The 13737-nt window shown below is 44.4% G+C and carries 12 protein-coding genes; 9 read left to right on the top strand and 3 right to left on the bottom strand.

The window, feature by feature from the left end; all coding sequences use genetic code 11:
- The first annotated feature begins 87 nt into the window (after positions 1 to 87).
- From J0L60_02075 to J0L60_02040, 8 genes are all read left to right on the top strand, one after another.
- Complete coding sequence (locus tag J0L60_02075; protein MBN8544894.1) at positions 88 to 633, top strand: 4Fe-4S dicluster domain-containing protein; 546 nt, start codon at positions 88 to 90, stop codon at positions 631 to 633.
- A complete protein-coding gene (locus J0L60_02070; GenBank protein MBN8544893.1) occupies positions 630 to 1514 on the top strand; it encodes a CoB--CoM heterodisulfide reductase iron-sulfur subunit B family protein in 885 nt (294 codons plus the stop codon). The genes J0L60_02075 and J0L60_02070 overlap by 4 nt, the downstream gene beginning before the upstream one ends.
- Complete coding sequence (locus J0L60_02065; GenBank protein MBN8544892.1) at positions 1505 to 3511, top strand: CoB--CoM heterodisulfide reductase iron-sulfur subunit A family protein; 2007 nt, start codon at positions 1505 to 1507, stop codon at positions 3509 to 3511. Before J0L60_02070 ends, J0L60_02065 begins: the two co-directional genes overlap by 10 nt.
- Before the next feature lies 1 nt (position 3512).
- A complete protein-coding gene (locus J0L60_02060; GenBank protein ID MBN8544891.1) occupies positions 3513 to 3980 on the top strand; it encodes a hydrogenase iron-sulfur subunit in 468 nt (155 codons plus the stop codon).
- Positions 3980 to 4843 carry a 4Fe-4S dicluster domain-containing protein gene (locus tag J0L60_02055; protein MBN8544890.1) on the top strand — a complete coding sequence of 288 codons (864 nt, stop codon included), beginning with the start codon at positions 3980 to 3982 and terminating at the stop codon, positions 4841 to 4843. Before J0L60_02060 ends, J0L60_02055 begins: the two co-directional genes overlap by 1 nt.
- Positions 4844 to 4851: 8 nt before the next feature.
- Entirely contained in the window at positions 4852 to 5880 is a 1029-nt protein-coding gene (locus J0L60_02050) for a 4Fe-4S dicluster domain-containing protein (protein ID MBN8544889.1), read from the top strand.
- Positions 5881 to 5892: 12 nt separating this feature from the next.
- Positions 5893 to 6723: an FAD/NAD(P)-binding protein gene (locus J0L60_02045; protein ID MBN8544888.1), complete on the top strand. Its 831-nt coding sequence runs from the start codon at positions 5893 to 5895 to the stop codon at positions 6721 to 6723.
- A 124-nt stretch (positions 6724 to 6847) separates the two neighbouring features.
- The gene (locus J0L60_02040) at positions 6848 to 7114 is read left to right on the top strand and encodes a hypothetical protein (GenBank protein ID MBN8544887.1); all 267 of its coding nucleotides are present in this window, start codon (positions 6848 to 6850) and stop codon (positions 7112 to 7114) included.
- Positions 7115 to 7181: 67 nt separating this feature from the next.
- Here the strand turns inward: J0L60_02040 and fbp are convergent, their stop codons facing one another.
- A complete protein-coding gene (fbp, locus tag J0L60_02035) occupies positions 7182 to 8213 on the bottom strand; it encodes a class 1 fructose-bisphosphatase (protein MBN8544886.1) in 1032 nt (343 codons plus the stop codon).
- 541 nt (positions 8214 to 8754) lie between these two features.
- Between fbp and J0L60_02030 the strand changes: the two genes are divergently transcribed.
- Positions 8755 to 9720, top strand: coding sequence for a hypothetical protein (locus J0L60_02030; protein MBN8544885.1), 966 nt, complete (start codon positions 8755 to 8757; stop codon positions 9718 to 9720).
- Between the two features lie 305 nt (positions 9721 to 10025).
- On the opposite strand, the gene J0L60_02025 is transcribed toward J0L60_02030, so the two are convergent.
- Both J0L60_02025 and J0L60_02020 read right to left on the bottom strand, forming a co-directional pair.
- Entirely contained in the window at positions 10026 to 11504 is a 1479-nt protein-coding gene (locus tag J0L60_02025; protein ID MBN8544884.1) for a T9SS type A sorting domain-containing protein, read from the bottom strand.
- Between the two features lie 434 nt (positions 11505 to 11938).
- On the bottom strand, positions 11939 to 13732 hold the full coding sequence (locus J0L60_02020; protein ID MBN8544883.1) for an ABC transporter ATP-binding protein: 1794 nt from the start codon (positions 13730 to 13732) through the stop codon (positions 11939 to 11941).
- Between the last annotated feature and the right edge of the window lie 5 nt (positions 13733 to 13737).

The raw sequence follows: 13737 nt of genomic DNA, 5'->3' as shown, positions 1-13737 counted from the left end.
TCCTAAAATATGCGATAAAAACTGATCGTATGATCACAATATTTTCACTTCTGATAATCACCCCTCTTTCTCTGTACGGAGTCAACCATGAAAAATATAGACCCGAACAATTTCCGAGAGAAATTAGATACAATAATGTCCCAGGATGTTGCACTTTGTTATCAATGTGGCAAATGTTCTGCGGGCTGTCCCGTGAGGGACTTTACCGAAACTCCACCCAACAGGGTTGGAAGATTCGTACAACTGGGCTTTTACGAAAAAGCAATTTCATCACCATCAATCTGGCTGTGTGCCGGGTGTCAGACTTGTAGCACGAGGTGCCCGCAAGGTTTCGATATGGCGCGGTTCATGGATGCACTCCGTGAGCTGGCAATCGAATATGGAATAAAACCGCCTGACCCCGATGGCATGGCTTTCCACAGATCATTCCTTAATCAGATAAAAAACTTCGGCAGATCTTATGAGATCGGCTTCCTCCTCGAATATAAACTTAAAACACGACATTTTTTCCAGGACCTCGATCTGGCTCCCGTTACCCTCATCAAAGGAAAACTGGGGTTGCTTCCTCCAAAAGTAAAAGGGAAGAAGAGCATCAGAAAGATTTTCGCTGAAGCGGAAGGAGGCAAGGCATGAATCTCGGTTATTACCCCGGATGTTCCGCTGAAGGTACCGGAAAAGAAGCCGACCTCTCCCTCAAGGAGGTCTTTAAGGTACTTGATATTGGACTCGATGAACTTGAAGACTGGTCGTGCTGCGGCGCCACATCGGCACATGTCACCTCCCATCTTCTCTCTGTTGCATTGCCGGCACGGAATCTGTTGCTTGCACAGAAGCAGGGATTAAACGAACTTCTCGCTCCCTGTGCAGCCTGTTACAGCAGACTGGTTTCCTCCCAAAAAGAGTTGAGACTCGACGAAAAAACCCGTATGCGGGTTGAGGAACTGCTCGAAGACAAAATGAATACGGGAATGAAAATCTGCAATCTTCTTCAGGTGTTTGAAGAGATCGGTCCCGAAAAACTGAAGGATCACATAACGGCGGATCTAGAGAACCTGAAGGTGGCGTGCTATTACGGTTGCCTGCTTGTAAGGCCTGCCGATATCGCCCTTGCCGACGATGTCGAAGACCCTCATTCGATGGAAGCGATTGTGGAGGCAACGGGTGCAAAAACGGTGAACTGGAACTTCAAAACCGAATGTTGCGGAGCCGCTCACTCGATAGCCCATACCGATATTGTTGTAAAGCTGAGCAAAAAGATACTCGATGACGCAATAAAACGGGGTGCGGATGTAATTGCCGTTGCCTGCCCGATGTGTCACTCAAATCTTGACATGCGACAGATTGCCATTATAGATCAGGACAAAGGAAGGAATCCGATACCAGTCCTCTACCTGACCGAACTTATCGGTCTCGCGATGGGGATCGATCCTGCTGCACTTGGCATCAATTCACATTACATCGATGTAAAACCAATCCTTTCGAAAATAACAAAGCGGGAGGTTGTATGCGCATAGGAGTTTTTGTCTGCCATTGCGGTGAAAACATCGGCAGAACGGTTGATTGCCATGCAGTCGCGGAAGCATGCGCCCGTTTTCCGGGGGTTGCACATTCTGAAGACTACAAATATATGTGCTCCGACCCCGGACAGAACCTCATCAAGCAGGCAATCCGGGAGAAAGGTCTCGATGCTGTTGTGGTGGGTTCATGCTCGCCCCACATGCACGAAAAGACTTTCAGAAAAGCATGTGCCGATGCAGGTGTGAATCCTTACATGGTCGAGATAGCCAATTTGCGGGAACACTGCAGTTGGATACACGATGACATTAAAGCCGGCACAAGGAAATCGATCGACCTGATGCGGTTCGCCGTTGAAAAAGTAAAGTTCAATGTCCCGCTTTCCCCGATTCGTGTTCCTGTTACCAAACGAACCCTCGTAATCGGCGGTGGAATATCCGGAATACAGGCAGCCCTTGATGTAGCCAATGCGGGTTATGAAGTGGTGCTTGTTGAGAAGGAACCCTCCATCGGCGGGCACATGAGTCAGCTTTCGGAGACATTTCCGACTTTGGACTGCTCGCAGTGTATCCTTACCCCGAGGATGGTTGAAGTCTATCAACACCCCAAAATTAAACTGATGTCTTATTCTGAAGTGGAAAAAGTCGATGGTTTTATCGGCAATTTTACCGTAACAATCAGAAAAAAGGCAAAATCGATTAAAGAGGAGTTTTGCACGGGATGCGGACTTTGTGCACAAAAATGCCCGATCAAGAAAAAGGCTCTCAGCGAATTTGATGAGGGGCTTTCCTTCCGCTCTGCGATGTATGTCCCATTCCCTCAGGCGGTTCCGAATATCCCGGTTATCGACAGAGAGGTGTGCACCTACTTCAAAAACGGGAAGTGCGCCCTTTGCAAGAGTGTCTGCGGACGCGATGCTATCGACTTCGATCAGCAGGATACATTCGTGAAAGAGGAGGTTGGTGCCATTATCGTTGCCACGGGATATAAACTCTACACAATTGACAAAAAACCCGAGGGAAGCATCTACAAAGGTTACGGAGAATACGGCTACGGCAAATACAGAGATGTGATTGACGGACTCCAGTTCGAGAGAATCGCAAGTGCATCGGGTCCCACTTCGGGAGAAATCCTTCGTCCTTCCGACAACAAGGAACCACAAAAGATTGTGTTTATCCAGTGTGTCGGCTCCCGCGACGAATCGAAAGGAATCTCATACTGCAGCAAAATCTGTTGCATGTACACTGCCAAACACGCGATGCTCTACAAACACAAGGTTCATCACGGTGAAGCTTATGTCTTCTACATGGACATCAGGTCGGGCGGAAAGAACTATGAGGAATTTGTTCGCCGCGCCATCGAGGAAGATCATGTGAAATATATCCGCGGAAGGGTTTCGAAGATATATGAGGAAGACGGAAAACTCATCGTCAGAGGTGAGGACACAATTGCCGGAATGCCTGTCACGATTGATGCCGACCTTGTCGTTCTGGCGACTGCGATGGTGCCTCAGCCCGAAGCTTCCGTGCTTGCCCAGACTCTGGGTGTCTCTTACGATAAATATGGTTACTTCCAGGAAGTGCATCCGAAGTTGAGACCTGTGGAAACCGCCACGGGTGGAATCTTCCTTGCGGGTGCCTGCCACTCACCGCGCGATATCCCCGAGTGTGTTTCGATGGCGTCGGCTGCGGCTGCAAAAACGATGGTTCTTTTTGGTTCAGACATGCTCGAAAGGGAGCCCGTTGTCGCAGAAGTGGATCCTTCCACCTGTGCGGGGTGCTTCTATTGCAAGAAGGTTTGTGCCTATAATGCCATAGACATAAATGAGATAAGAGACAGAAAAGGTCAGCTTCTAAAGGTGGTTGCTCATGTAAATTCAGGACTCTGTCAGGGGTGCGGAACATGTAATGCGACCTGCCCTTCCAAGTCGATTGAACTGATCGGCTTTAGAGATGACCAGATATTCGCCCAGATAAATGCTTTTGCAGAGGTATAACATGGAAGAGAAATTTGAACCCAAAATAGCAGCGTTTGTCTGTAACTGGTGTACCTATACCGGAGCTGATCTGGCGGGTACCTCACGATTGAAACAACAGCCAAATGCAAGATTGATTCGTGTACCGTGTACAGGAAGAATCGATCCCGTTTTTATAATAAAAGCGTTCGAAAGTGGTGCCGATGGTGTGCTCGTTTCGGGTTGCCACCCCGGTGACTGCCACTACAATGCCGGAAACTTCCACGCCCGAAGAAGGTGGATAATGTTCAGGGAGTTGCTGGAGTTTGCGGGTATCGACTCGTCCCGGCTCCACTTCTCATGGGTCTCAGCTTCCGAAGGGAAAAAGTGGGTTGATGTCATCGACGGCGTAACCGAAACCGTAAGGAAAAAAGGACCTTTCGATCAGTACAGGAAAATGGCCAGAAAGATCGAACTTCCCGAATTGGAAGAGGAAGGAGTTGAAATCTGATGAACGGACTTAATGCAGTTTGTCGTGAAGCCATTACCGGGAACAAAGCTGCCCTCATCATCGGCTACACAGAAGACAGACGACATCACTTGAAACCCTTTATCGCTCACACAGAGGCGGATACTGATAAACTCACTTACAACCACAATGCGGTTAATAATCTGGCGGTCTATCTCCACCGGTTCCGTAACCGGACTGAAGGGAAGATCGGAATCGTTGTAAAACCGTGCGATCTGAAAGCCATCACAGCCCTGATTCAGGAAAACCGCGTAAACCGGGATGACCTCTATGTCATCGGAGTGAATTGCAGCGGAGTGGTCAAGGATCAGAACAAGGAATTCTCTAAGGAGAACACACAGATAAAATGCAAAACCTGTGCGGGAAAAACACCCGCCTGGTACGATGTCCTTGTTGAAGAGTCTGTTGAGTTCGAGCTCCCCGACGATGAGAACGCTCTTTTGATGAAACAGATCGAGGAAATGTCTGCCGAAGAGCGACTTGAATTCTGGAACTCGGAGTTCGAAAAATGTATTAAGTGCTACGCCTGCCGGGAAGTTTGTCCGATGTGCTACTGTGATCAGTGCATCGTTGATAAAACAGAACCCCGCTGGATAGAAAGCAGTGCCACAAACAGGGCAAATTTCGCCTGGAACATGATCCGTGCTTTCCATCAGGCAGGCAGATGTATCGGCTGTGGCGAGTGCGATCGCGTTTGTCCCGCTGACATCCCCCTCTCACTCCTCAACAGAAAGATGGGAATGGTGGCATTTAAGGAATTCGGCTACAGACACGGAACCGATATGAACGCACCGACACTGATTGGTACTTTCAGCACTTCCGACCATGAAGAATTTATCAGGTAGGAGGCAATATGAAACTGATGAAAATAGAAAAAGCAAATCTCTCCCGGCTGATCGATCAACTTAAAAAGGATAACCACCGGGTTATCGGGGTGACTCCCGACGGAAAGAGGTTCTCCGAAAATTTCGATGAATCCCTTAAATTTATGCAAACGGATACTCCCCCGACAGCCATCTCGTTTAAGGAACACTTTTTCCCTAAAACGGAAGCATTGTTCTACTACAAAAACAATAACGGAGCCATCGACCTGAAGGAACCCGTTATTGACGAGAGAAAGACCGTCGTATTCGGTGCAAGACCATGCGACTCGGCATCGCTTCCGATACTCTCGAAGGTCTTCAACTGGGACTATGCCGATGATTTCTTCAACCGGAGAGTCGAAAACTCGATAATTATCGGAACGGAATGTAATCACCGGGACGACTGGTGCTTCTGCAACGAAACCGGCTTGTCACAGGAATCGGAAAAGGGTTCCGATATCTTTATGATTCCAGTCGAAGATTCATTCCTCGTGAAGACAATTACGGAGAAGGGTACCAAATTCGTCGAAGAATACTCAGGTTTCTTCGAATCTTATACGGGAATTCCTCCAGCTGAAAACAAAAACGGACACGAAGAGAAGAAGTTCGACTATGACAATGTGAAAAAGTGGCTCGACAGCCATTTCGAACATGAATTCTGGGACGAGGCGGGGGAAACCTGCCTGAGTTGCGGGCAGTGTGCTTTTGTTTGTCCGACCTGCCACTGTTTCGACATTGTGGATGAGCAGTGCGGAACATGCTCGGGTGTAAGAGCGAAAAACTGGGATGCGTGCCAGTTCTCCCTTTTCACAAAGCATGCCTCGGGACACAACCCCAGGGACAGCCGCGAGAAGAGGTACAGACAGAGAATCTCCCACAAATTCAAATACTACAACGACAAATTCTCTGAAATCTTGTGTACCGGCTGCGGAAGATGTTCGCGCGGATGCCCTGTTTCCATCGACATACTTGAGCTGGTGGAAGAGATTGATCATTTAGCACATTCGAATGCAGGTTGAAAGGAGGATCAAATGAATATTTACAAACCCGAACTCGTTGAAATCATAGATATAATTCAGGAGACTCCTGACATAAAAACCTTCAAACTTAAGTTCATTAGCAAAAAGATGCGTGAGGAGTTTTCGTTCCTTGCGGGTCAGTTTGCCGAATATTCCGTTTTTGGCGAGGGAGAGTGCACATTCTGCATCGCCTCCCCTCCGACACGAACCGAATATCTCGAATGTTCGTTTAAGATCGCCGGAAAAGTAACGGGAGCTTTGAACAAAATGAACAAAGGCGATATCATCGGACTGAGAGGTCCCTACGGGAACCACTTCCCCCTTGAGAAGATGGAAGGCAAAAATGTCGTCTTCATCGCCGGCGGAATAGGGCTTGCCCCTGTCAGGTGCATCATTTGGAATGTGCTCGATCTGAGAGAACGCTTCAAAGATGTTACCATTATCTATGGTGCCCGCTCGGTTGCCGATCTGGTTTACAAGAGGGAGCTGGAAGAGTGGAAAGGGATGGATGGAGTAAAGACCGTAGTTACCGTCGATCCGGGGGGTGAAACTCCTGACTGGAACGGTGAAGTGGGATTTGTCCCCTCCATAGTCGAGAAGGTTGCTCCGGCTTCGGAAAACAGCGTGGCTGTCATTTGCGGACCACCGGTTATGATAAAATATACTTTCCCTGTCCTCGAGAAACTCGGCTTCACCGAAGACAATATGATTACCACCCTCGAAAACAGGATGAAGTGCGGACTCGGGAAGTGCGGCAGGTGCAACATCGGTAGCGTCTATGTTTGTAAGGACGGTCCCGTCTTCTCATACAAAGAACTGCAGGAACTTCCGCAGGAGTACTGATTGTTATTTCAGAGGTTGTCACTTTACAAGGTGACAACCTCCCCTCATTTTCCAACCTTTGTGGTTATCATTCCAATCTTTATTATTTTAGTGTAATGGATTATTAAAATTTTAGAGAGAAAAAATGTCAACACTTCCCGGACCAAAAACCATTGAATTCCCTGAGGATAATCTCGAGAAAAAAGTTTATTCTATTGCTGAAGAATTGAAGGACTATCTGCCCCTGCCCAGTGACCGGAACAGACTCGGTTACATGCTCTATAAATATGCAACCAAAGAGGGCGATGCACCTGAAATTATTGTTAAATCGGGCAAGTTTAAATTGGAAGGCATCTCGAAGGAAAATCTCGCTTCCCTTCTTACCGAAAAACTGAAGAAATTCGATTTATAAAAACCGGGCTGCAGAAGGGTGATCCTGCCTGCAGCCGGTAATTCCTTATCCCCGTGTGGGGAATCCGTTACAGAGGTTTCTCTAATTCGGCATCCGTATCGGCAATAAATTTGGCAACCTTGTCTATATCGTAAGGACTTCCGATAAAGATCGGACACCTCTCGTGAAGTGAATTTGGTATCTCTTCAAGCACTCTGGTATATCCCGTTATTGCCTTCCCGCCGCATGCTTCCACAATAAACGAAACAGGATTGCACTCATACATCAGTCTCAATTTCCCTTTGGGGTTCCGGCTGTCTGCGGGGTACATAAAGATGCCGCCGTATAAAATGGTTCTGTGCACATCCGCAACCATCGAACCGATATAGCGGGTTGAGTAGGGTCTCCCCGTTGATTTGTCCTCTTCCTGAAGCCATTTGATATATTTTTTCAAACCGGGGTGCCAGTATTTGTAGTTACCTTCATTGATACTGTAGATTTTTCCCTTCTCTGGTATTCTGATATCGTGGTGGGAGAGGATAAATTCACCGATTGAGGGGTCAAGCGTAAAGCCGTGAACTCCCTCGCCTGTGGTATAAACAAGCATTGTTGAGGAGCCATAAATCACATATCCTGCGGCTACCTGCTGAGTCCCCGGTTGTAAACAGTCTTCAAGTGTACCAGGACCGTCTCCCTCAGAAACCCTTTTGTAGATCGAGAATATCGTACCGATGTTTACATTGGCATCAATATTTGAAGACCCGTCGAGGGGATCGAACAGAAGAACATATTTTCCGATAGTGAAGTGGTGGGGGATGTGGATGATATCCTCTTCTTCTTCAGATGCCATGATACAAAGCTGACCGCCATGATCCATTGCCTTGAAGATCATGTCATGTGCATACATGTCAAGTTTTTTTACCGATTCTCCGTGAACATTTGTATCGCCCGTGAAGCCAAGTATCTCAACCAGTCCGGCTTTGTTCACTTCCCTCGAAATGATTTTTGCAGCAATTGAAAGATCCGACAATATCCTTGAGAGTGCCCCCGTCGCTTCGGGATGCTTCCGTTCCTCCTCGATGATATATCGCTCGAGTGTCATAAAGGGTGTTTGTGACATATTAATTTCTTCTCCGTATGTATTTTTTTTTGATCTACTGAAATATAATACAAACGGGAGAGTTTATGAAGCGATTAGCAAATTAGTTGCATGCCAGAAGTTCGGGAAGTGATATCCATAGATTTCACAACCTTATATCGTCCTGTAGGAATAAATATTGGCAAAGTTTTAAAAGGTTTAATATCGGAATCGAAAAAAAGTGAAGCATTGAGAAGCAATATCGAACTTTTTGCCTGACCCGCTTGCCACCACTTTTTCAGGTAAAACGATACATTAAAAGGCTGCCCCTCTCGAGACAGCCTTAATAATTTATAATTCTGGTGCGAGCTTTTCAGCCATCAACCTTCATTCCTCAGCCCTATTTAAGGAGCAAAGCTTTCATCGTCTTTGAGTAATTAGTGCTTGTATGTTCGAGCAAATGGGCTTCAAGAAGGAAAATATTTCCGGATATCTCTTTTATAAATATTATATTATCATTATATTTGCATAATATCATTAACATTGTTAGTATGCAAATCATATTCCTTCAACGAAAGATGAAATGGAAATAATTGATTATATCAAAAAAACAACCGGACTGAATGTTGTTTCGCGAAGTCTCCCTGATGAAGTGATAAAAGGTTTGCCTCTTTACCTGAGTATCGGAACATATCAGGAGCTTTATATTGAGAACAGGAGAGTCATACTTGATATCAGAAAATCTTTTCAAGGCATAACACCTGACCGTCTTGCAAAGCAAAAAGAACTGTTGGAAAAGTATTTTTCTGCTACCATTGTTTTTTGTTTTGAAGAGATTGAATCTTATCAACGGCAGAGGTTGATCCAAAAACGGGTTCCCTTTATTTTACCAAACAGACAAATGTTTATCCCCACTCTGTTATTAGACCTGAAAGAATTCGGTATCGGCACAGCATCTCACAAAGATAGTCTTGGAGCAATCAGCCAGCTTTTAGTTCTTTATCATTTACAAAGGAAATCAATAGAGAATATTCCCCTCGGCGAAATTACAAAATTACTGCCCTGTTCGCCTATGAGCATAAGCCGTGCAACGAGAGAATTGGTTGCATCCGGAATTTGCAGAATTGAAGGTACGAAAACGAAGGTCATCAAATTCTCATCTGAAAAAAAAGAGCTCTGGAATATCTCACTTCCTTTACTTAGTTCGCCTGTAAGAAAAAAAATATACTTTGACGATCTTCCGGAACTTTCTCCCCGGATGATCTCGGGGGAAGCAGCTTTGGGACATTACAGCAATCTGTCAAGCGGTGAAAATAATCAATCCGCCATATCCATAAAAAAATACCATATGATGAAAAAACTAACTAAACTTCCTGAAATACATATGCATGACGGGAGGTTTACTGTTGAAATATGGAATTACGAACCCGCATTACTCTCCGGCACAAATTTTGTGGACCCCTTGTCATTATATCTTGCCTTCAAAAATGATGAAGACGAAAGAATACAAATGTCATTGGAAGAAATGATTGGGAATATTATATGGTAAGAGGATGTTTTCCGCCTTGGCGCAGGATTAAAAACGACGGATATCATTTTACCCTCAAAAATTCGGTCTGATTTGAAAATGTTCGTGAAAATAATGGAGAAAGAAAAGCCGGAAGTTGGGAATTTGCTTAAACTCATGGGAATAAACAATTTAACGAGAGATGATATCCTGTCGACCTTAAATAAAAGTTTTAGACTCTAAATATAGTCGTGTAATTCGTTGTTTTGTTTCACCTATTTAATTAATTGTACCTTAACGCTTTTAGTTAAAGTCTTTTCACCCGTTTTCAGGGTGAAGTGGAAAATTTATATGCCGGTTGTAGCGGCAAAGTTTTGAATATTTAACTCTTTTGTGTGCGACCCTTTCTCTTCCTGTGTTGAATTGTTATATATTCTCTGACCAAGGATATCAAATATCTCAATCGTTAGTACTCCTGAACCGGGGAGAGAATAATGAAGATTAGCTTTCCCGTTTGTCGGATTTGGTGAAATTACAATATCCATGGAGCTGTTGCTTAAATCTTCTACGGACCCTTCTTTTACAGAAACGGGGGTCCTTGTTCCTTTATAGATGTAGAGAGCACCGGCAGGTATAGATTGGTGATTTGTGGCTGCATTTTCACCAACACAAATATCATCTATCCCATCTCCGTTAATATCACCAACTCTCCCGGCAAAATTTATATCCCTTAAAAAAACATTGGAAACATAAAGTTTTGCGATAAGTCCTGTAATTGTGTTTCCTCCAAGGTATAATGCATAACTGTCATAAGGTATAAATTTTAACAAGTCGCCATAGCCATCTCCGTTTATGTCCCCGGGTGATACTCCTCCTCCTGAAAGTCCACCAGCACTGATGCGGACATCTGTGATTATATCAGGAAGACGAGTCCCGAATGAAAGTCCATAGCCTCCTGTGCCCCCACCAAGGTTGAGATAAACTATTAACTCTCCATTTCCATTCCCATTCATATCATTTACTAAAAAGATGTTTTCTGGTTGAAATGTTGTGTCATTGGAGAACTGGTAATATTCATTGAAGGAAAAATCACTGTTACCAAAGTAAAAACGGCGGAGGTCAACTGTCGGATTTGTCCTCGAGAGCATGGGTGAAACATCTGTCTTCCCGTCTCCATCCAAATCTGCAAAGGAGATGTAATTATACCAAAACCGGTAATTGGAATAGGCTGAATCGGGTTGTAATACATGATACTCAAAAGGTTGAACGCCGGGAGAGGAAATTATAAAAAAGAACTTCCCTGTAGTTGAGAATGTTACCCATTCCTCCCACCCATCACCGTCAAAATCGATCGGCCAATCCCTCCCATAGAGATAAGGTTTGGAATTTTCAGGATGTAAAATCTCATAATCAGGAACGGTATCCAGGTTAGGACCTCCGAGATACACCAAAAAACTGATAGGGTAGGTTAGATTTGTTCCCTTCCTGACGATTACATCTCTGTAACCATCCCTGTTTAAGTCACAGGCTGTGATGTTAAGAGAATTGATGGTACGAAAATAAAATGCAGGTGTATCAGGGACTGGGTTACCACCATAATAAAAATATGCCTTTCCTTCAGAACCAGGGGCAGTTGTGTCCATCTTTGTGATCTTGAAGTCATCACATCCATCATCATTCTGGTCTCCCATATAGATGACCGATTCTTGCCAGTAAAGACCGGTTGTGCTGAAAATAAGGGTGTCGAAGTATTGGGCATTCGCATTGAAACTCAACAATAAAACTAACCCGGGTAGTATTGTCAACGGCTTTATGTATTTACTCATAAAATCTTCCAAAAAGATTAAGTATCTAAATAACGATTTAAAGGCATCTTAATTGCTTAAAATATCTTAGTGCATCAAACTTGGTTTTGTAAAGGTTTCCCGGAGAAGAACCACATGGGTGGTTCTCTACAGGGTGTGGAAGGTAAATTATGATAGAATATTTGCTCTTAAAGGGACTGGTAAAAATCCTTGAACATCCTGCCGGATAACTTGTAATAACCGGACAATTTTTGTCCCGGTTGTTATATTTCCTGCGTTTACATCACTTTCCCATGTTTAATAATATCCTGAAAATAAGTTACGAATTTTTTTTAGGATGTCATAATACAAAAAAAGGCTGCCCGATAATTACAGCGGGCAGCCTTAATTGAATATTTGTGACTTCGTGACTCTGTGACTTTTATTTGAGCAGTTGAGGTTGCCTCATTTCCCTTTTATTTTGACAGCAACAACTCCTGATCTTTATATTGAAGCTGATATAATTTGTAATAGAGACCTTTGTTTTCGAGAAGTTCGTCGTGATTCCCCATCTCCTTGATTTCCCCTTTGTGCATAACGATAATTTTGTCGGCATTTCTTATCGTGGAGAGGCGATGGGCGATAACGATGGCGGTTCTTCCTTCGAGAAGTGTCTCGATGGCGGTTTGAATCATCTTTTCGGTTTCGGTATCCACACTTGAAGTGGCTTCGTCGAGGATCAGGATACTTGGGTCGTGAGCAAGAGCTCTGGCAAAGGAGATCAACTGCTTCTGTCCGACAGAGAGGGTTGCTCCCCGTTCCTTAACGGGCTCATCATATTTGTTCGGCAGCAATTCGATAAAACGGTGGGCTCCTACATGCTTCGCTGCTTCGATAATCTTTTCATCGGAAATTGCAGGGTCGTTCATGCCGATATTCGATTTTATTGTGCCAAAAAAGAGGAAAACATCCTGCAGAACTATTGAAATCTTCCTTCTCAATTCCCTTTTATCAACCTGTGTGATATCAACACCGTCAATTTTTATTTTACCTTTGTTGATGTCGTAAAAGCGGGTCAGAATATTGATGATACTCGTTTTGCCGGCACCCGTTGCTCCTACAATTGCAATGGTTTCACCGGGATTTATGGAAAATGAGATATCCTTCAGTATGTAGTTATCGTCATTGTAAGCGAAGTGGACCCGTTCAAACTCAATTTTTCCCTTCACCTCATCCAACGGTTTTGGATTTTCAGGATTCTTTATAAATGACTCGTCATCGAGCAATCCGAAAATTCTTTCGGAGGAAGCCATCGCGGTCTGCATGATGTTATACTTCTCGGAGAGGTCTCTGATCGGTCTGAAAAACATTTCTGTATATTGAATGAAAGCAAAAAGAACACCGAGAGAGATGTGATTCTGAATTACATCACCACCCCCGTACCAGATTATCAATGCAACTGCGGCAGAGGAAATTAACTCGACACCCGGGAAAAAGACCGCATAATAGAAGACCGATTTAATGTTTTCATCCCTGTGATCACCGTTTATTCCGGCAAATTTTACAGCTTCCTCTTTCTCCTTGTTGAAGAGGCGAACAATCCCCATACCGGTAATATGCTCCTGCAGATACGAGTTCAGTCGTGCAAGATACATCCTGATATCCCTGTACGACTCCCTTACCTTTTTTCTGAAAAGGAAGGTTCCGTAAATCAGCAGGGGAAGGACTGAAAGGGTTATCAGTGCCAGTTCCCAGTTGATGAAAAACATAAAACCAAGAATCCATAAAATGATAAAGACATCGCTGAAGACCATCACAATACCTGAGGAGAAGAGTTCGTTTAGCGATTCCACATCATTCGTCACTCTGGTTACAAGTCTGCCGATAGGTGTCCTGTCGAAAAAACTGACGGAGAGTTTTTGAGTATGGCGAAAAAGTTTCTTCCGAAGGTCAAGAATTGTCTTCTGACCCAGCAGTTGTGTGTAGTAAGTAAGGAAATACTGTATGACAGACTGTGTAGCCAGAGCTCCAAACAAAGCCAGGGCAATGAGGAGCAAGCCGTTAAAATCACTGTTGAAAATCTTGTCATCAATGGCTATTTTTGTCAGGTAGGGCCTCAAAGGTCCCAAACCGGCAACCAGCACATTCAGAAGTATCGCAATTACCACATATTTTTTGTAGGGCTTCACAAAACCGAGAAGCCGTTTCATCAGTTTCGAGTCGTACGCTTTACCTAATACTTCATCTTCGGAATTTATCTTCTTCGCCATTTTAT

The organism is Ignavibacteria bacterium (genome assembly GCA_017302895.1).
GTDB lineage: Bacteria > Bacteroidota > Ignavibacteria > Ignavibacteriales > Ignavibacteriaceae > UTCHB3.
The sequence above is the reverse complement of the archived record's forward strand: the minus strand, read 5'-3'. Positions and strand labels throughout refer to the sequence as shown.